15 protein-coding genes and 1 tRNA gene are annotated in these 17,547 nt (G+C 62.5%); 9 read left to right on the forward strand and 7 right to left on the reverse strand.

Features of this window, described 5'->3' with window-relative positions; all coding sequences use genetic code 11:
- The first annotated feature begins 198 nt into the window (after positions 1 to 198).
- Together H351_RS11950 and H351_RS11955 are read left to right on the forward strand one after the other, a co-directional pair.
- Positions 199 to 1,374 (forward strand): exonuclease SbcCD subunit D, encoded by a 1,176-nt coding sequence (locus tag H351_RS11950; RefSeq protein ID WP_020908513.1) that lies wholly within the window; start codon positions 199 to 201, stop codon positions 1,372 to 1,374.
- Complete coding sequence (locus H351_RS11955) at positions 1,371 to 4,349, forward strand: AAA family ATPase (RefSeq protein WP_029255845.1); 2,979 nt, start codon at positions 1,371 to 1,373, stop codon at positions 4,347 to 4,349. Before H351_RS11950 ends, H351_RS11955 begins: the two co-directional genes overlap by 4 nt.
- Here H351_RS11955 and H351_RS11960 read toward each other — a convergent pair whose 3' ends face one another.
- Positions 4,350 to 5,543 carry an AI-2E family transporter gene (locus H351_RS11960; protein ID WP_003945249.1) on the reverse strand — a complete coding sequence of 398 codons (1,194 nt, stop codon included), beginning with the start codon at positions 5,541 to 5,543 and terminating at the stop codon, positions 4,350 to 4,352. It abuts the gene before it with no gap.
- Between the two features lie 152 nt (positions 5,544 to 5,695).
- On the opposite strand from H351_RS11960, the gene H351_RS11965 reads away from it, so the two are divergent.
- Positions 5,696 to 6,100, forward strand: coding sequence for a hypothetical protein (locus H351_RS11965; RefSeq protein ID WP_019744573.1), 405 nt, complete (start codon positions 5,696 to 5,698; stop codon positions 6,098 to 6,100).
- 6 nt (positions 6,101 to 6,106) lie between these two features.
- On the opposite strand, the gene H351_RS11970 is transcribed toward H351_RS11965, so the two are convergent.
- From H351_RS11970 to H351_RS11980, 3 genes are all read right to left on the reverse strand, one after another.
- Positions 6,107 to 6,307: a YbdD/YjiX family protein gene (locus H351_RS11970; RefSeq protein WP_019744572.1), complete on the reverse strand. Its 201-nt coding sequence runs from the start codon at positions 6,305 to 6,307 to the stop codon at positions 6,107 to 6,109.
- Positions 6,308 to 6,309: 2 nt separating this feature from the next.
- A complete protein-coding gene (locus H351_RS11975; RefSeq protein WP_019744571.1) occupies positions 6,310 to 8,592 on the reverse strand; it encodes a carbon starvation CstA family protein in 2,283 nt (760 codons plus the stop codon).
- Positions 8,593 to 8,703: 111 nt separating this feature from the next.
- Positions 8,704 to 10,281 (reverse strand): FMN-binding glutamate synthase family protein, encoded by a 1,578-nt coding sequence (locus H351_RS11980; protein ID WP_029255844.1) that lies wholly within the window; start codon positions 10,279 to 10,281, stop codon positions 8,704 to 8,706.
- A gap of 89 nt (positions 10,282 to 10,370) precedes the next feature.
- On the opposite strand from H351_RS11980, the gene H351_RS11985 reads away from it, so the two are divergent.
- Together H351_RS11985 and ychF are read left to right on the forward strand one after the other, a co-directional pair.
- Positions 10,371 to 10,874, forward strand: a complete 504-nt coding sequence (locus H351_RS11985; protein WP_020908510.1) for a CD225/dispanin family protein — start codon at positions 10,371 to 10,373, stop codon at positions 10,872 to 10,874.
- A 70-nt stretch (positions 10,875 to 10,944) separates the two neighbouring features.
- Complete coding sequence (gene ychF / locus H351_RS11990) at positions 10,945 to 12,024, forward strand: redox-regulated ATPase YchF (protein WP_019744568.1); 1,080 nt, start codon at positions 10,945 to 10,947, stop codon at positions 12,022 to 12,024.
- Positions 12,025 to 12,040: 16 nt separating this feature from the next.
- Here the strand turns inward: ychF and H351_RS11995 are convergent, their stop codons facing one another.
- Complete coding sequence (locus H351_RS11995; RefSeq protein ID WP_029255843.1) at positions 12,041 to 13,003, reverse strand: pseudouridine synthase; 963 nt, start codon at positions 13,001 to 13,003, stop codon at positions 12,041 to 12,043.
- 188 nt (positions 13,004 to 13,191) lie between these two features.
- On the opposite strand from H351_RS11995, the gene H351_RS12000 reads away from it, so the two are divergent.
- Positions 13,192 to 13,267 (forward strand) — tRNA-His (locus tag H351_RS12000).
- Positions 13,268 to 13,584: 317 nt separating this feature from the next.
- On the opposite strand, the gene H351_RS12005 is transcribed toward H351_RS12000, so the two are convergent.
- Positions 13,585 to 14,649, reverse strand: coding sequence for a glycerophosphodiester phosphodiesterase family protein (locus H351_RS12005; RefSeq protein ID WP_037120448.1), 1,065 nt, complete (start codon positions 14,647 to 14,649; stop codon positions 13,585 to 13,587).
- Between the two features lie 95 nt (positions 14,650 to 14,744).
- Positions 14,745 to 15,614 (reverse strand): PE-PPE domain-containing protein, encoded by an 870-nt coding sequence (locus H351_RS12010; protein ID WP_029255840.1) that lies wholly within the window; start codon positions 15,612 to 15,614, stop codon positions 14,745 to 14,747.
- A gap of 107 nt (positions 15,615 to 15,721) precedes the next feature.
- On the opposite strand from H351_RS12010, the gene H351_RS12015 reads away from it, so the two are divergent.
- Genes H351_RS12015 through H351_RS12025 form a run of 3 tightly spaced genes read left to right on the forward strand, consistent with a single transcriptional unit; the run spans position 15,722 to position 17,476 of the window.
- A complete protein-coding gene (locus tag H351_RS12015; protein ID WP_020908505.1) occupies positions 15,722 to 16,687 on the forward strand; it encodes an L-lactate dehydrogenase in 966 nt (321 codons plus the stop codon).
- Positions 16,688 to 16,727: 40 nt separating this feature from the next.
- Complete coding sequence (locus H351_RS12020; RefSeq protein WP_019744552.1) at positions 16,728 to 17,114, forward strand: phage holin family protein; 387 nt, start codon at positions 16,728 to 16,730, stop codon at positions 17,112 to 17,114.
- Positions 17,111 to 17,476, forward strand: a complete 366-nt coding sequence (locus H351_RS12025; protein WP_020908504.1) for a VOC family protein — start codon at positions 17,111 to 17,113, stop codon at positions 17,474 to 17,476. The genes H351_RS12020 and H351_RS12025 overlap by 4 nt, the downstream gene beginning before the upstream one ends.
- The last annotated feature ends 71 nt before the right edge of the window (positions 17,477 to 17,547 follow it).

Raw genomic sequence — 17,547 nt, forward strand, 5'->3', positions numbered from 1 at the left:
TTGCGTTGTCGGCCGTGTTTGTGCGGGTCGTGGCTGGCGCATTTATCGACGCGATGGCGCGATGGTTTCGGGTTCTTCGCCAAACGAACCGGACGGATTGTGTGCAGGGTCACCGGACGTTCGTGGGTTGGGGCACACCGTCGAAGCCGTCAGCGTGGGAGATCGGCAGTGTCGGTGGGCTGCTCTACCGTCGGATTCATGAAGATTCTGCACACCTCCGATTGGCACATAGGTCGCACGTTTCACGGCGTCGATCTGTTGGCCGATCAGGCTAGTGTGCTCGGTTCCATCGCGGATTCCGTCCGCGAACACGGTGTTGACGTCGTGGTCGTGCCCGGTGACATCTACGACCGCTCAATTCCCAGTTCCGACGCGGTCACGGTGTGCAATCGAGGCTTCGAGGCAATCCGGGCGGCCGGAGCGGTCATCGTCGCCACGTCCGGCAACCACGATTCCGCGGTGCGGCTCGGTGCCGGGGCGTCCTTTGCAGCTGCCGGCGGATTGCACTTGATCACCCGAGTCGGCCAGATCGGTACTCCGGTGATGCTCAGTGATCAGTTCGGACCTGTCGCGTTTTACGGGATTCCGTATCTCGAGCCGGAGATCACGCGCGTCGAGTTGGACGTGCCCCGGGCTCGTACTCATTCCGACATCCTCGGTGCGGCAATGTCGCGTGTTCGGCGAGACCTCGCCGAACGAACAGCTACCGATCCGTCGACTCGGTCGGTACTGCTCGCGCATGCCTTTGTCGTGGGCGGTGAGGCGTCCGAATCGGAACGCTCCATTTCGGTCGGCGGAGTGGAGACTGTCGCAGTGGGCGAGTTTGCCGGTGTCGACTACGTTGCGCTGGGGCATCTGCATTCGCCCCAGATGCTCTCGGAGAGTGTCCGCTACTCAGGTTCACCGTTGCCGTATTCGTTCGGTGAGCGCAGCCACCGCAAGGCTGCTCTTTTGATCGAACTCGACGCAGCCGGTCTGTCGTCGGTGCAGCGCCTCGATCTTCCGGTGATTCGAGGGCTGAGCCAGGTGACGGGAACTCTCGAGGAACTTCTCACCGAGTCGAAGTACGCCGATTCCGAGCAGTGCTACGTCTCCGCTTTGCTCACTGATCCGGTTCGTCCCGTCGATGCCATGAGGCAGCTCCAGGCACGTTTCCCCTTTGCCGTTCACCTCGAATGGCAAAGGCCGGAAGGACAATCGGATCTCAAGTATCGCGACGCGGTACGGGGTCGAACCGACATGGAGATCGCCCGTGGCTTTGTCTCGGCCGTGCGTAGTGACCCGTCCGAGCGGGAGGTCACGTTGATGGCCGAAGCGCTCAGCGCTGCCGCGCGCGCCGAGGAGTCCACGGTAGAACTGAGTGAAACCGCGTGAGGCTTCACAAACTCGAAGTCAGCTCTTTCGGGCCCTTTGCCGACACTGTCGAGGTCGACTTCGACCGATTGGGTGCAGACGGGCTGTTCCTTCTGCACGGCGACACCGGTGCAGGCAAGACCACGATCCTCGACGCGGTTTCCTTTGCCCTGTACGGGCGGGTTCCGGGTGCGCGCAACGAGGGCAAACGGCTACTGTCCGATCATGCGCCTGCCGGTTCGGTGCCGCGCGTGGAACTCGAAGCGACCATCAGTGGTCGCAGAATCAAACTTGTTCGTAGTCCAGAGTATTCGCGCCCGAAGAAGCGTGGCGCCGGTTCGATCACGGAGAACGCAAAGGCCACACTGACGTGGTTGGACGGCCGCGGCGAAAACCTTTCGCGCATCCCTGACATCGGTGACGAGATCAACCGCCTCATGGGCATGAGCGCTGATCAGTTCTTCCAGGTGGTGCTCTTGCCGCAGGGTGAGTTCGCCAAATTCTTGCGTGCCGAGAGCGACGAGCGAGGCAAACTGCTCGAGCGTCTGTTCGACACCAAGCGGTTTGTCTCCGTCGAGGCATGGTTCGACGCCAAGCGAAAGGCAAGTGCGACCGCGCTCGCGGCCAGGGAGCAATCCGTGCGGCTGCTGCTCGCGAAGGTCGAGACAGCTGCGGGACTCGAGGTGGGCGCCGAGGCACACCCACTGGAATGGTCGCGCAAACTCCTCGCCGAGGCTCAGGACACCCGCGATGCAAGTCTCGCGGAGCTGGTGACCGCGAAAGATGCAGCAGCCGAGGCTAATCGGGTTCTGTCGGCGGCGCAGCGAACCGCAGATCTGGTAGCTCGCCGTAATCGTGCGACCGCTGAACTCGCAGCATTCAATACGGGCGCCTCCCAAAGAGCTGTGATCGGCGCCGAACTCGAGACCGCCAAGCATGCACTACCGGTGGCCGCTGTCGCCGGCGATGTGGACGCTGTCGGCTTGCATCTCGCTGCCGCACTCGAATCGATGACCACAGCGATGTCGACCTACTCCGCACTCGACGGTCCGGAGATTTTCGTGCCGGAGGTGTGGCCACCCACCGACGATGAGCGTCAACGCGTCGTAGCTCGGATCCGGACCTGGCGTGACGAGATCGTTCGCCTGGACGCAATGGCGGAGGACGCTCGCCGAGCCGATGCGGCAGAAGCCGAGATCGAGAAACTCGGAGTTCGGCGAGACTCCCTGTCCGAGCGCATCGATGCCATCGCGGTTGAACGCACACAACTGCCAGAACTGGTGCGCTCGGCCGGCCAACGACTGGAGGATGCGCAACGCGCTCACGCGGCTCTGCCTGGCCTCGAGGCTGCACTCGTAAAAGCGTCGGATGCTGCGACAGCGGCCCATGAAATCGTTTCTCTGCGTGCACAAGCCGAGAAGATTCGTGTGCAGGTGTTGGATGCGCGCGACGCCCATCAGAGTGCTCGCGGGCGCTGGCTCGACCTCGTGCAAAAGCGTATCGAGGGCATGGCGGCGGAGTTGGCGAGTTCACTCGCGCCTGGTGACCCATGCCAGGTGTGTGGTTCGCGTGAACACCCTGCGCTGGCTCAGTCGGATGTCGTCACGGTCACCGAGCCCGATCTGGAAGCCGCGTCAGCGGCCGAGCGTGCGGCCGAGAAAGCCCTCAGCAAGGTGGCCGATCGCCAGGTAACCGTCGAACGTGACATCGACCGGGTGATCGCGCGCGGCGGAGACGGCGATTCCGAAGAACTCGACAGGCTCCGCGCCGAGGCACGGAACGCCGTCGACGAGGCGACACACTCTGCCGGTCAGGTTGGAGTGCTGGCACAAAAACTTGCGCAACTCAATGGGCGTGACACCGAACTACAACAGGAATCCGCTTCTCTGACAGCCGAATTGGCGGCACTTGCCGAGCGTAGGACGACTCTGTCAGCGACGGTCGAGCAGATTCGAGCGGCGATCGTTGCTGCGGTGGGAGAAGATTCGACCATCGCTGCTCGGCGCTCGCGGTTTGACGGCCTTGCCTCCGCTGCCACGGCGGCGTCCGAAATGCGCGACGACGCCGTTCGTGCGCAGGCCCGATCGGCGGAACTGTCGGCCAAACTGGCCGCTGCGGCGGCCGCTGCCGGATTCGATTCGGTCGAGACTGCGATCGGAGGGGTGAGATCGCCTGCCCGAATCGCGGCGATCGAAACGGAACTCGCCAAGGCGCGTGACCTCGAGGTTGCCGCCCGGACTGTCCTCGACGACCCCGAGGTTGTTGCGGTGGGTGAAGTCGAGACCGTCGACGTGGACGGCCCTCGCGGCCTCGCGCTTCAGTGCGCCGAGGTAGTGAACGCGACTGTTGCGGCCGCTTCCCTGGCCGAGAACCGTGTGTCGGATCTCGAACGGTTCAGCGGACAACTCGAGAAGGCCTACGAGGCGGTTGCACCTGAGCGTGAACTGCACGACGAACTCGCTGCCCTCGCAGACGTGATCGCTGGTAAAGGTCAGAACAGTCGGAAGATGTCGCTGCGAGCGTATGTGCTCGCTTCGCGGTTGGAAGAGATCGCCGTGTCGGCATCGGTTCGGCTGCAGCGGATGTCCGGGGGACGGTACGAGTTCGTGCACAGTGACGAGGCAGGATCTCGGGGTCGCCGCGGCGGTCTGGGACTCGACATCCGGGACGACTTCACGGGCGTCGTTCGCTCGGCGAAGACGCTCTCGGGCGGTGAATCGTTCTTGGCGTCATTGTCTTTGGCGCTCGGACTCGCCGATGTGGTTGCGGCGGAGTCCGGCGGAATCGTTCTCGACACGATGTTCATCGACGAAGGATTCGGCACCCTCGACGCCGACACCCTCGATTCGGTGATGGCTGTGTTGGACGAGCTTCGCGACGGAGGACGAGTGGTGGGCATCGTCAGTCACGTGGACGAGATGAGGCAGCGAATCCCGAGTCGCCTGCACGTCATTCGCGGACGTGCAGGCTCCTCGGTGAAGGTGATCGCGGGCTGATCAGGCCTTTTTGTTCTCTACCTCTGACTCGGCGTCGTCGTCCTGATCTTCGAGGATGTCCGAGGCATCGCCGGCGGGCATCGGCTCGTTGTCGCTTGCGCGTTCGTCGATCTGCTCTCCGATGTAGCGGATGACAACTGCTGCAACAGCGGCGACGGGCACTGCGAGGAAGGCGCCGACGATGCCGTACAGCGAGCTACCGGCGGCCACGGCAAGCAGCACGATAACGGCGTGGAGTTTCATCGACTTGCTCTGCAGCACAGGCTGAAGGACATTTCCTTCGATCTGCTGAACGGCCAGGATGATGATCAGGACGATGATGGCGGTGGTGAGGCCGTTTGCCACCAACGCAACCAACACGGCCAGGGCGCCGGCGACAAACGCACCGACGATCGGGATGAATCCACCGATGAACGTCAGAATTGCCAGCACCGGTGCCAGCGGGACCCCGAGGATGAGCAATCCGGCGCCGATGAAGACCGCGTCGATCAGGCTCACCAGTGCTTGAGTCCTGATGAATCCGCCGAGCGTGTCCCACATGCGGGTGAGGACCTCTTCGAGATGCCGACCGGCGCGGCCGCCGCCGACAGCGTGCAGCCAGGGGATGAACCTCGGTCCGTCCTTGATGAAGAAGAAGGCGAGAATCAGGACCAAACCGAGCGTGACCAACAACGAGCTCGCCGTGCTCACACCGCTGAAAACGCCTGAAGCGATGGCGGTTCCACTTTCCTGCACCTTCGTGATGACGGCATGGACTGCGTTGTCGATCTGGTCGTCCTTCAGATTCAGTGGCGGACCCTGGAGCCAGTCCTGAACCTGATTGATGCCCTCGGTGGTCTTGTTCGCGAGCTCGGGGGCCTGGCTGACCACTGACGGAACGATGCCTGCGATCACACCGGCCAAGATTCCGATCGAGAGGACCAGGGTGATGCCGGCTGCCGCGGCCGGTGGCATACCGCGCTTGATCATTCCGCGGGTCGGCGGCCACATGACTGTCGCAACGACGATTGCCAGAGCCACCGGCAGGATGATGACCCAGAGCTTTTCGATCAGCCAACCGAAAATCCAGGCGCCCAGCGAAATCGATGCCAACACCAACGACCACTTTGCGAGCCACATACCCCCTTGCCCGATGATCTCGCCGCGGTCGCGCTTTCGCACCCCTGCGGACGTCCCCTTGTCTTGCTCGCTCACTGATCGTCCTTTCCGTCGGCGCAGGGATCTCCTCGCCGATGTGAGAATCCGGTGATCTAGCTGAGCTGATCGTAACGACTGCATGCGATAACTCGTGTGTTGCGCTTCAATACTGTGTTTTGAAGCATGCCAGGCGGACTAACATTTCCGTCATGAGAATCGCAGCAGCAGTCGGGGCAGCAGCAATCGTCGTTCTCGGGCTCACCGCGTGTAGCACCGAGGATCAGGACAACGCGCAGAACAAGATCAGCGAGGCAGTCACGAGCGGGCAGCAGGCGCTCGAGACGGCGAAGCAGTCAGCGGGCAACGCCATCGACCAGGGCAAGACGGCGCTGTTCGTCGCCACCTTCCGTGGGGCTTACGCACCATTGGCGGAGAACCGCGACGACGCAGACATCGAGGAGATCTTGACGACCACGTGCACGGAGGTCGCCAACGGCACGGACGAGGCGGAGGTCAAGTCCAAGATCACCGACCTGGCCGAGAACAACGGCAACAAGCCCACCGACGAGCAGGCCGGCCACATTTACGAACTCGCGAAGGCCACCTGCCCCTGACCGGATTCAGCAGCAGCGGGCGCCCGGGTTGGCGTCGGCTGCTGCATGCCGGCGGCGCCAGAACTCTCGTTCGCTGATCACCGGTGAGTCGGCGTGGTGGCGTCGGGTGTGCTCGACGTAGCGCTGATAGTCGAGATCGCCCATCACCGAGCGAACCCACCACAGCGTTCCGCGGAACGCTGTGGTGAGTTTTGCCGTCATGGTCATGGTCAGTGCCCACCTCCGTGCGCGGCGCCGGGTGCCCGGACTTTCCCGGCTTTGATGAGCTCGTCCCATTCCTTCTGGATTTCCTTCTCCGCGGGCGTCGGAATGAAGCTTGCGGGACCGAAGATCTTCGACGGTTCCTCCGGGGACTCGGTGGTCGGCAGCCCACCGGCCCGGATTGCCTTGGCACATACGATGATCCCGGCGATGACCACGACGATCACCAGAGACGCGAAGATGATCGAGAGCGTGCCCTGAATGAAGGTGTTGCGGATGACGGCATCGATGGCCTCTGGAGTCTTCGCAGAACCGTGCGCCGTCTCACCTGCTGCCTTCGCATCCTTGAACACGTTGTGCTGAGCCCAGTAACCGATCGCGGGGTTGTCGGAGAAGATCTTCTGGTACGACGCGGTCATAGTCACGACCAGGTCCCACACCAATGGCACGCCGGGGATCCAGGCCCATTTGAACAGGCCCTTCTTCATGACGATCGTCATGACCACCGTCAGTGCGATCGCGGCCAGAAGTTGGTTGGCGATGCCGAAGAGCGGGAAGAGCGTGTTGATTCCGCCGAGTGGATCGGTGACACCCATGAGCAGGATCGCGCCCCACGCAGCGACCACGATCAGCGAGCACAGCCACGCACCGATGCGCCACGACGGGTCCTTGAACTTCTTTGCCGGACCGCCGAAGTTGCCGAGCGAGTCCGAGAGCATGAATCGAGCGACGCGAGTGCCGGCATCGATCGTGGTGAGGATGAAGAGAGCCTCGAACATGATCGCGAAGTGGTACCAGAACGATTTCAGCGAGTCGCCGCCGAAGACGTCGCTGAGCACTTCGGACATGCCGAACGCGAGCGTCGGGGCGCCGCCGGTTCTCGAGATGATCGATTCTTCCCCGACGGCCTCGGCTGCCTGCGTCAGCACGTCCGGTGTGATGGGGGCGGTGCCGAGGGGCAGATTGTTGACGTATTCGGCTGCGGTTTCCGGTGTTCCACCGGTCAGCGCCGCGGGAGCGTTGAGTGCGAAGTACAGGTGCTGATCGAGGATGCAGGCGGTGACCAGAGCCATGATCGCGACAAACGATTCGGTCAGCATGCCGCCGTACCCGATCATCTTGGTCTGGCTTTCCTTCTCTAGCAGCTTCGGCGTCGTGCCGGACGCGATCAGCGCGTGGAAGCCCGAGAGTGCGCCACAGGCAATGGTGATGAATAGGAACGGGAACAATGAACCGGCAAAGGCCGGGCCTTCGCCGTTGGAGGCGAACGGCGTCACTGCAGGCATGTTCAGCGCGGGTCGTGCGACCAGAATTCCGATGGCCAGCAATGCGATGGTGCCGACCTTCATGAACGTCGACAAATAGTCGCGCGGTGCCAGGAGCAGCCAGACCGGCAGCACCGAAGCGGCGAATCCGTACGCGATCATCAGCCACGCAATGGTGACCTTCGAGAGTGTGAACCAGTCTGCGCCCCAACCGGTATCGGCTACCCAACCACCGGAGACGATGGCCAGGAGGAGTAGGACGACGCCGATCAGGGAGACTTCGGAAACCTTGCCCGGCCGCAGATACCGCAGGTACACGCCCATGAACAGGGCGATGGGGATGGTCATCGCGATCGAGAACACACCCCACGGGGACTCGGCGAGCGCATTGACGACCACAAGTCCGAGCACCGCGATGAGGATGATCATGATGACGAACACGCCGATCAATGCGGCGACGCCGCCGACGAGGCCGAGTTCTTCGCGGGCCATCTGACCGAGGCTGCGCCCGCGGCGCTTCGACGAGATCCACAGGACCATGAAGTCCTGCACCGCCCCGGCGAACACCACGCCGACGATGATCCAGATCGTTCCCGGAAGATATCCCATCTGCGCGGCCAGGACGGGTCCGACCAGGGGACCGGCACCGGCGATTGCCGCGAAGTGGTGACCGAACAGCACCCGACGGTCGGTCGGCATGTAGTCGGCGCCGTTCTCCATGATTTCGGCGGGAGTTGCGACGTCGTCGCGGGGCTTGACGATCTTGCGTTCGATCAACCGCGCATAGAAGCGGTAGGCGATCAGATAGGTACAGATTGCGGCCAACACGAACCACACGGCGCTGATGTGTTCACCGCGGACGATCGCAATCATGTACCAGGAGCCCGCGCCGACCAGTCCGAGAACGAGGAAGACGACGCGCGCAGTGGTGGAAATGGGTGTTTTGTCGATGACGCCGACAGGTGGCAGGTCAGGATCGGTTTTCAGGTACTCGACATTTGGTTCCGGCGCAGTCGTCAAGCTCATCGTCGAACTCCGTCCACTAGTGCAGTGTGGCCGCCGTCACAGCGGGCCATCTGTCACTGTAGGACCAGACGGGTGAATCCGCGCGATCTGTGGCGCGGGAGTCGACCGGCGTCAGAATCGGTGAGCGTCGGCGTCGATCCAATCGGTGAGCCAGCTCTGCGGCGGGGAGTCGAGCAGTTCGCCCGGCATCAGCCAGTCGAACAGGTCGGCATAGGTACGCGTGGTGAGACCGTCGACGCGGCGGTTGAGCATTCCCGGTTGCAGTTGGTCGAACGAATCGATGCCCATCGACGCGATCATCTGTTGTGCGCTGGCGACAGTTGCCTTCTGGAAGCGGTAGACGCGCTCGCTCTTGTCGGGGATGTCGAGTGCGCGGGTGCGTGCCGGATCCTGAGTGGCAACGCCGACCGGGCAGCGGTTTGTGTGGCACATCTGGGCCTGAATGCAGCCCACTGCGAACATCATTGCGCGGGCAGCCATCGTGAAGTCTGCGCCTTGGATGATGCGTTTGACGATGTCGGAACCGCTCGCCACCTTTCCGGAAGCGCCGACTTTCACGAGAGCGCGCAGACCGGTTCCCACCAAGGCGTTGTGCACGAGCATCAGGCCTTCGGTCAACGGCATGCCCATGTGGTCCTCGAATTCCACCGGACCTGCGCCGGTGCCGCCTTCGGAACCGTCCACGATGATGAAGTCGGGCGTGATGCCGCGTTCGATCATCGCCTTGCAGATTCCGAGGAATTCACGACGCGAGCCGACGCACAGTTTCATACCGACTGGCTTGCCTCCCGACAGTTTTCGCAGGGTCGCGATGAAATCGACCAGTTCGACCGGAGTGCTGAACGCGGTGTGCGCGGGTGGCGAAATCACGGTCTGGCCGACGGGTACCCCGCGGGTTTCGGCGATTTCGGGTGAGACCTTGACTCCGGGAAGCACGCCACCCAACCCGGGTTTCGCACCTTGCGAGAGCTTGATCGAAATGGCCTTCACCTGATCGAGGCCGGCACGCTCGGCAAACCGGTCAGGATCGAATCGGCCGTCCTCGGTTCGGCATCCGAAGTATCCCGAGGCAATTTCCCAGATCAGATCGCCGCCGTGTTTGCGGTGATACGGACTGATCGCGCCTTCGCCGGTGTCGTGGGCGAAGCCGCCTTTGGCGGCGCCGGCGTTGAGGGCCTCGATTGCGTTGGCGGACAACGACCCAAAGCTCATCGCGGAGACGTTCAATAGAGCGATGTCGTACGGCTTCGTGCAATCGCGTCCGCCGAGGCGAACTCGCGGAACGGTGTCGGGGGCGGTCCGTGCGCGAATCGAATGCGTCATGAACTCGTAGCCGATCGCATTGACGTCGCGCTCGGTCCCGAAGGGCTCTTCCGCCAGTGTTCCCTTTGCCCGCTCGTAAACCAGATCTCGCGTTTCGCGATCGAATGGCATTCCATCGGTGGATGATTCGACGAAGTACTGCTGGATCTCCGGTCGAATCTTCTCGAGGAGGAATCGCGCGTGCCCCAGGACCGGATAGTTACGGAGGATGCTGTGGGACCTCTGAGTGAGGTCATAGGTGCCCATCGCCGCCAGCGCGAGAGTGACGACAGCGATCACCCACCATCCGGGCGAGGCGACAATTGCGAGCGCGGCGGTGCCGAGACCCACTATCCATATCAAGAGCACGATCAGCATCCGAGTCACCTCGAGAGCGTAGGCGCCCACTGTGACACGGCAGCGGTAAGTCTCCACTAGGTTCTGCGATAGAGAACCGAATCCGACTCTTTGGGGGAATGATGACCGAACCGCAATATCCGACCGACCCGCAGGATCCGAAGGAGCAGCAGTATCCGGCGGGCCAGCAGTATTCAGCCGGTCAGCAATATTCAGCAGGCCAGGAGTATCCGACGGGCCAGCAGTACCCAACCGACCCGCAGTACTCAGCCGGACAGCAGTATCCGACCGGTCAGCAGTACAGCGCGACCCAGCAGTACAGCGCCGCACCCACGTACGCGGCGCCCCAGTACGGTCCGCCGAAGTCCAACGCGGGATGGGCCGTCGCGTCGATCCTGTTCTTCTGGCCTATCGCGTTCGCCGCGTTCAACCATCTCCACGACATCTACCCGAAGTGGGCGATGGGCGATCACCAGGGCGCGCAGTACGCGTCCGAGCGGGTGAAGAAGCTCGGGCAGATCTCGCTCCTCATAGCCGTCATCTGCTGGGTGCTGTTCATCGCGTTCTACGTCATCTTCCTGGTTGCGATCGTGTCGTCCGTCGATTCGTATACCTACAACTGATCACCTGCCGCGACGTGACGGTGGGGCGAGTACCCGTCACGTCGCCGCGAGGCCGTAGAATCCACAGACCGTGAGCCTTACCCTCGGAATCGTCGGACTGCCCAACGTCGGCAAGTCCACCCTTTTCAATGCACTGACCAACAACGACGTGTTGGCAGCGAACTACCCGTTCGCGACCATCGAACCCAACGTCGGCCTGGTCGAGCTGCCCGATCCGCGGCTGCAGAAGCTCGCCGAGATCTTCGGCTCCGAGCGCATCCTCCCCGCGACCGTGTCGTTCGTCGACATCGCGGGAATCGTGAAGGGCGCGTCCGAGGGCGCAGGCCTTGGCAACAAGTTCCTGGCCAACATCCGTGAAGCGGACGCCATCTGCCAGGTAGTTCGCGTCTTCGCCGACGACGACGTCATCCACGTCGACGGCAAGGTCGACCCGGCCTCCGATATCGAGGTCATCGAGACCGAGCTCGTGATCGCCGACATGCAGACCTTGGAGAAGGCTCTCCCGCGTCTGGACAAGGAAGCTCGCAAGAACAAGGAGCTCAAGCCGGCGCACGACGAGGCACTCAAGGCCCAGGCCTTCCTCAACGAGGGCACGACGCTGTTCAGCGTCAAGGACAAGCTCGACTTCTCGCTGCTGCGTGAGCTGAGTCTGCTCACCACCAAGCCCTTCCTGTACGTCTTCAACGCCGACGAGTCAGTGCTCACCGACGCAGCGAAGGTTGCGGAATTGCGCGCATCCGTCGCACCGGCCGACGCTGTGTTCCTCGACGCGAAGGTCGAGCAGGAACTCCTCGAGCTCGACGAGGAAGACCGCCAGGAAATGCTCGACTCGATCGGTCAGACCGAGCCGGGCCTGCACGCTCTCGCGCGCACCGGCTTCCACACCCTCGGACTGCAGACCTACCTGACGGCTGGTCCGAAGGAAGCTCGCGCCTGGACGATCCACAAGGGTGACACCGCGCCCCAGGCTGCCGGCGTCATTCACACCGACTTCGAGCGCGGCTTCATCAAGGCTGAAATCGTGTCCTTCGACGACCTAGTCGAGGCGGGTTCCATGGCCGCAGCCAAGGCTGCAGGCAAGGTTCGCATGGAGGGTAAGGAATACGTCATGGCCGACGGCGATGTGGTGGAGTTCCGCTTCAACGTCTAAATCCGGCTTCTGGTCCTCACCCCACGGGCAACTCGCTGAGCGTCCGACGTGTCACAAACCGCCGCGCTCTCCCAGTCAACGGGTCGGTGAATTCGAGTTCCCTCGCGAGCAATTGGAGTGGGAGGGAATGATCGTCCGGGGCGTCGGGAAGCAGGTCGGGGTATCGCCGGTCGCCCAGGATCCCGGCGCCGAGAGCTGCCAGATGCACCCGTAACTGGTGCATCCGTCCGGACTGCGGACGTAGAACCGTGTGCAGCACAGCACGTCCGGAGGCGCTCACGCCCATCCCTCGCGCCTCGATCGTGGTCTCGGAGTTGGGTTCACGGCTGTCGTCGACGACGGCCCGCAACTCGCCGCGTCGAGCTTCGATGTGGTTGCGGTAAACGAGAGGGACGTCGAGCGCTGGCGCATCCTGGCCCCACCGGGACGGTCGCGCGGACACCGCCTCGTAGACCTTCGTGACCTGCCGCTTCTCGAACAGTGACTGGTACGCGCCGCGCGTCGCGGGGCGGGCCGAGAACATCACCACCCCTGCGGTGCCGCGGTCGAGTCTGTGGATCGGGGTCAGATCTGGGTTGTCGAGACGAACCCGCAGTCGGACGAGCGCCGACTCGCGGAGGTAGCGCCCGCTGGGGGTGGTCGGGAGAAAATGTGGCTTGTCGATGACGACGAGATCGTCGTCGATGTGCAGGATCTCCTCGTGGAACGGCACGGGGTCCTCCGCCGGCAACTCACGGTAGTACCAGACGAACCGGTGCGCGCTGAGTTCTGTGCTCCGGCAGATCGACTGGCCGTCGATACCCACGAACTCGCCGTCGTCGAACCGCTGATACAGGTTTTCGGCGTCCAGATGGTCGAACTTGGCTACGACGTACTCGGCGATCGTCGTCCACGGCCCAGAGAGCGGGATGCGTAGGCGCGTCGGGCCAACCCCGTTCTTGACGGGCAGCGGTGGGGACATGGGCACGCAGGTCATCATCCCATCGACAGCTGGTCAGCGGTGATTCGGCGTGGCCTTGTCGGAGACGTCCCCGCGGGGACGCGGGGACCAACTCAGAGCGGTGATCGCCCAGAGATCGTCGAGTGGAAAATCAGTAGCGCGGACGAGATGCGGGCCCGTATGGTTCGGCAGAGAAAGATCGCGGTCGAAAAGCGCTGCGGTCCATACCTTCTGTAGCTCAATTGGTGAGAGCACCCGACTGTGACTCGGGCGACGGCGGATCGTAACCGCCCAGAGGGACCAGCTCAGAGCCCAGAGGGACCAGCTCAGATACGGCTGAGGTCGGGCCTCTAGGCGCAGAGGCCGGCAGCCCTTTGCCTGCACAGTTGTCGAACCAGCCTGAGCCGGTATTCCCTGAATCGCCGGACAGCATTCCAGTCGCCGGCCATTTCCGCGTCGGCAAGTAGGTATTCGCAGTTGTCCAACTGATCCTTCAAAGACATCATCAGGATTCACCTCCGATCGCCCGAGCAAGTACCTGTCCAGGATGCGTCCGGCGACACCCCGTTGACATCGGCCGAAGTACCTGTTCAGGTACCTGCTTCGGTGCGCGGTGGAGGTTACTTCTTGACCGCAGGCGCTGGTAGCGGCATACCGCGCTCGGACAGGACGGCGCGGAGACGGTCGGGGTAATCGGTGATGATTCCGTCGACACCCAGGTCTATGAGGGCGTGCATGGTGGCGGGATCATCGACGGTCCACGGGATGACCTTCATGCCACGCGCATGTGCGCTCGCGATCATGTCGGCAGTCGGGTACAAGGCGAAGCCGGGGTCGCCGACCTTTCCACCCTGGGGAGTTCCTTGGACAGGGGAGTAGGCGGAGGCGCCGAAGGTTGCCACCGCCGAGATGCCGTCGCCACCGAAATCATCGATGTCCAGACCGCCGAGCCACGGTGACGCTCCGTCCTTGCCTACCTGGAGAAAGTCACCGTTGGTGAGCGCGACCACGGGCACACTCGGCGCGAGTTGACGGGTGAGCATGAGCGAGCCCCAGTCGAAGCTCTGAATGGTGACGCTGTCCAACAATCCGGCTGCCCGGATCGTATCGAGGACTACAGAGGCGAACTGCTCACGCGGGGCGGTCTCGTGGGGCGCTCCCGCTTCCACCTTGGTCTCGATGTTGAGCTTGATTCCGGGTGCGTTGTACGACTTCACCAGAGCGAGCACTTCTTCGAGTGTCTGCATTTTCGCTCCCGGAACATTTTGCTGCTCAGGGTATCCGGCAAGGGGGAGCGTGCCACAGTCCATGGTCTCGATCTGTTGCAGGCTCAGCGTGTTGACGAATTTGCCGACGTACGGGAACTCCGGGTCGCCGGTAGTGGCGGGCTCGGTGTCGAGGCATTTCTTGTTCGAGATCATACGATCGTGCGTGACGACAGCGATCCCGTCTTCGGTGATCTGGGTATCGAGTTCCAGTGTGCTGACGCCCATTTCGAGAGCATTGGAGAACGCGGCCAGGCTGCTCTCCGTGTACAGGCCGAGCCCGCCGCGGTGGGCTTGGACGTCGAACGTCGAAACCGGCTGGGGTGCTGAACTACCGAACGAACCGGACCAGTCGAGACTGCCGGTTGGCGATGCGCCGGCCGGGGTCGCCAGGGCGGTGAGGGGGAGTGCGACGGTCACGGCGGCACACGACAATATTCTGCTCAGTTGCATGAAAGGAACGTAAGGGCGTCGAATGGCTCGCCGGGGTTCGTTAGGTAAACTAACGGTAAAAGTCAGGCTGCGTGAACGCGCTGCTCGACGCCGTTTGCCTGGACCTTCATCCACGACGCCAGAAGCTCGCACCCGGTCAGTCCGCTCTCGTCGAGAGGTTCGATCGCGTAGCTGATGTGTCTACCGCCGCGAGGGTTCTCCAGCTGAAAGCGGTTCAGGTTCAACCGCGTCGGCAGATAGCCGAGGACTTCGAGGAACGCGGTGCGAATGCGTCGTAGATCGGTGCGCCACTGTTTCGGACTGAAACGAGTCTTCTGCGCATTCTGGAAAGCATTGCTACGAAGTAGTTCCCAAACTTTTTGTGCCCACACGCGTGCCTGGGAGAAGGACATCCAGCGCGTCAAGTCTGCGATGTCGCGAATGTAGCTGTCGTCGCTGGCATTACAGATCATGTCCTGTGGGTGCCCGATCCACTTGACCGGAATCCACGGCTGGACTTCGGGTCCGTCGCCGGCAACTCCGTGTCCCTCGCAACCTTCGATGACGCCGGTCGGTTGTTGTGGATCGGAGATCAGTCCGACTCCGATGATGTTGGCGCCGTTCAGCGTCGGAGAAGTCGTCGGAGAAGTAAATGTCGGAAGAGCCGCGCGGATCACGGTGCATCCCTGTGAGTATCCGATCAGCATGACCGGGCCGTCTATCTCTGCGATTGCGGTCGAGAGGGCCTTCACACCCATCGCGGTGCTGTGCCGAAAGCTCAGGCCGCCGTCGGCGACCGGGCCGTACGACGCGGGATAGGCGACCCAGCGAGAATCGAATCGACTGTCGAGTTCGTCGGTGACGGCACTGAGGAGTCCGCGCACACGCGCGCCGTGGTCGCCGACGTGGGATTCGCCGGTGCCGCCAACTGCAAGAACGGTTACCTCAGCCATGCCAGCGATGATCCACGTCAATTCTGAGAGGTCGGCTTCCAAACCCTGAGAAGAGACTGGCAATCCGTTGTGCTGCGAAATCGTTATCGAGCGAGCACCATTTACCCATGACGACGCCGAATCGTTCGTCCAGGCGAAAAGTGTCCGTTGTCGGTGCGGGAAGCGTCGGCACTGCGATTGCGTACGCGTGCTTGATACGCGGATCAGCCGACGCGCTCGCCCTCTACGACACCAACAGTGCAAAGGTCCGCGCCGAAGTTCTCGATCTCAACCACGGCACCCAGTTCACACCGCCGTGCACCGTCGAGGGAGGTGATGACATCTCGGTCACCGCGGGATCCGACTTGGTCGTCGTCACCGCGGGCGCAAAACAGCATCCCGGCCAGTCGCGGCTCGAACTTGCCGCGGTGAACGTCAAGATTGCACAGACTCTGACCGAACAACTATTGGCGGTGTCACCGGACGCGGTTCTACTCTTCGTCACCAACCCGGTCGACGTGGCGACCTACGCAGCGATCCAGGCTGCGGGACCGTCGTACCGCAGCCGAATTTTCGGATCAGGGACGGTGCTCGACACGGCCCGATTGCGATTCCTGCTGGCCACGGAACTCGGAGTCGCGGTCGAGAACGTCCATGCCTTCATCGTCGGCGAGCACGGGGACTCCGAGATTCCGCTCTGGTCGAGCGCAACCATCGGCGGAGTGCCGGCCACCTCGTTCGTGGGACCGTCGGGCGGAGTCCTCGGCCCCGACTTACGCGCGAATGTCGCGAAGTCTGTGGTCGAGAGTGCCTACGAGATCATCGAAGGAAAGGGTGCGACCAACCTCGCCATCGGATTGTCGAGCGCATTCATCGCGGAAGTCGTGTTGCGGGACGAACAACGGGTTCTTCCGGTATCGACCTTGCAGACCGGTGTCCACGGACTCGATCGCGTTTGCCTGTCCCTTCCCACGATGGTCGGTCGTGCGGGTGCCGGTCGAGTCCTCGAGGTACCGCTTTCAGAAAAAGAGGCTTCGGGGCTCCGATCTTCTGCCCGTACATTGCGAGAGGTGCAGGAATCTCTGGGATTGTGAATATCTGTTCTGCTCGATATCCGACATATAGGATCAACAAATGATCAGCTTCCTGATTCGCGCCGCGATCTTCCTGGGTTCTGCCGCTGTCGGGCTTCTTGTTGCGTCGTTGATTCTTTCGGGCTTCTCGGCGCCCACATCCGGATTCATCGTTGCGGTCGTGATCTTTGCGATAGCGCAGTCGGTCCTGGCGCCGTTCATCGCGACAGTGGCAAAGCGCCACGCACCAGCATTTCTCGGCGGAATCGGATTGGTGTCGACGTTTGTCGCTCTGTTGGTGGCGTCGCTCTTCTCCAATCTGTCGATCTCCGGTGTCTCGACGTGGATTCTGGGAACAGTCGTCGTGTGGCTGGTAACAGCACTTGCGACGCTGGTGCTTCCGTTGTTGTTCGTGCGTAAGAAAGTTCAGGAGAAGAAGGCTCAGTGACGCGTCCGAACATCGGTATGGACTACGCAGTCCTGGACTGCCCGGATCCGGCTGCATTGGCCAACTTCTACGTCCAGGTCCTCGACTGGAAAAGCGTTCGGGACGAAGATGATTGGCACGTGATCGAAGGACCCGCCGGCGAGCGGCTCGCGTTTCAGCTTGCTCCGGATTTTGTTCCGGTCGACTGGCCGACATCCGGCGTCGGAATCCATCTGGATCTGCTCGTCGATTCTCTCGACCCCGCGGAGGCTTGGGTGATCAGCCTGGGTGCGCAGCGGGTGACCGGCATCCCGGAGCATCAGACTTTCCGCGTCTACCGCGACCCGGTCGGTCACCACTTCTGCCTGTGTCTGCGCGACTGAGTGTCGACTCGCCCCGATCTCGTCGACCGTGGATAATTCCGAACACTTGTCACGCCCGAGAATTGGAGATC

The sequence above is a fragment of the Rhodococcus erythropolis R138 genome (genome assembly GCF_000696675.2).
Classification (GTDB): domain Bacteria; phylum Actinomycetota; class Actinomycetes; order Mycobacteriales; family Mycobacteriaceae; genus Rhodococcus_F; species Rhodococcus_F erythropolis.

Excerpts from the sequence above, each read along its gene's own strand:
- H351_RS12020 (WP_019744552.1), top strand. The coding sequence starts at position 16,728 with ATGATCAGCTTCCTGATTCGCGCCGCGATCTTCCTGGGTTCTGCCGCT.
- H351_RS11965 (WP_019744573.1), top strand. The coding sequence starts at position 5,696 with ATGAGAATCGCAGCAGCAGTCGGGGCAGCAGCAATCGTCGTTCTCGGG.
- H351_RS11985 (WP_020908510.1), top strand. The coding sequence starts at position 10,371 with ATGATGACCGAACCGCAATATCCGACCGACCCGCAGGATCCGAAGGAG.
- H351_RS11950 (WP_020908513.1), top strand. The coding sequence starts at position 199 with ATGAAGATTCTGCACACCTCCGATTGGCACATAGGTCGCACGTTTCAC.
- H351_RS11995 (WP_029255843.1), bottom strand. The coding sequence starts at position 13,003 with ATGATGACCTGCGTGCCCATGTCCCCACCGCTGCCCGTCAAGAACGGG.
- H351_RS11970 (WP_019744572.1), bottom strand. The coding sequence starts at position 6,307 with ATGACCATGACGGCAAAACTCACCACAGCGTTCCGCGGAACGCTGTGG.
- H351_RS12015 (WP_020908505.1), top strand. The coding sequence starts at position 15,722 with ATGACGACGCCGAATCGTTCGTCCAGGCGAAAAGTGTCCGTTGTCGGT.
- H351_RS11975 (WP_019744571.1), bottom strand. The coding sequence starts at position 8,592 with ATGAGCTTGACGACTGCGCCGGAACCAAATGTCGAGTACCTGAAAACC.
- H351_RS12010 (WP_029255840.1), bottom strand. The coding sequence starts at position 15,614 with ATGGCTGAGGTAACCGTTCTTGCAGTTGGCGGCACCGGCGAATCCCAC.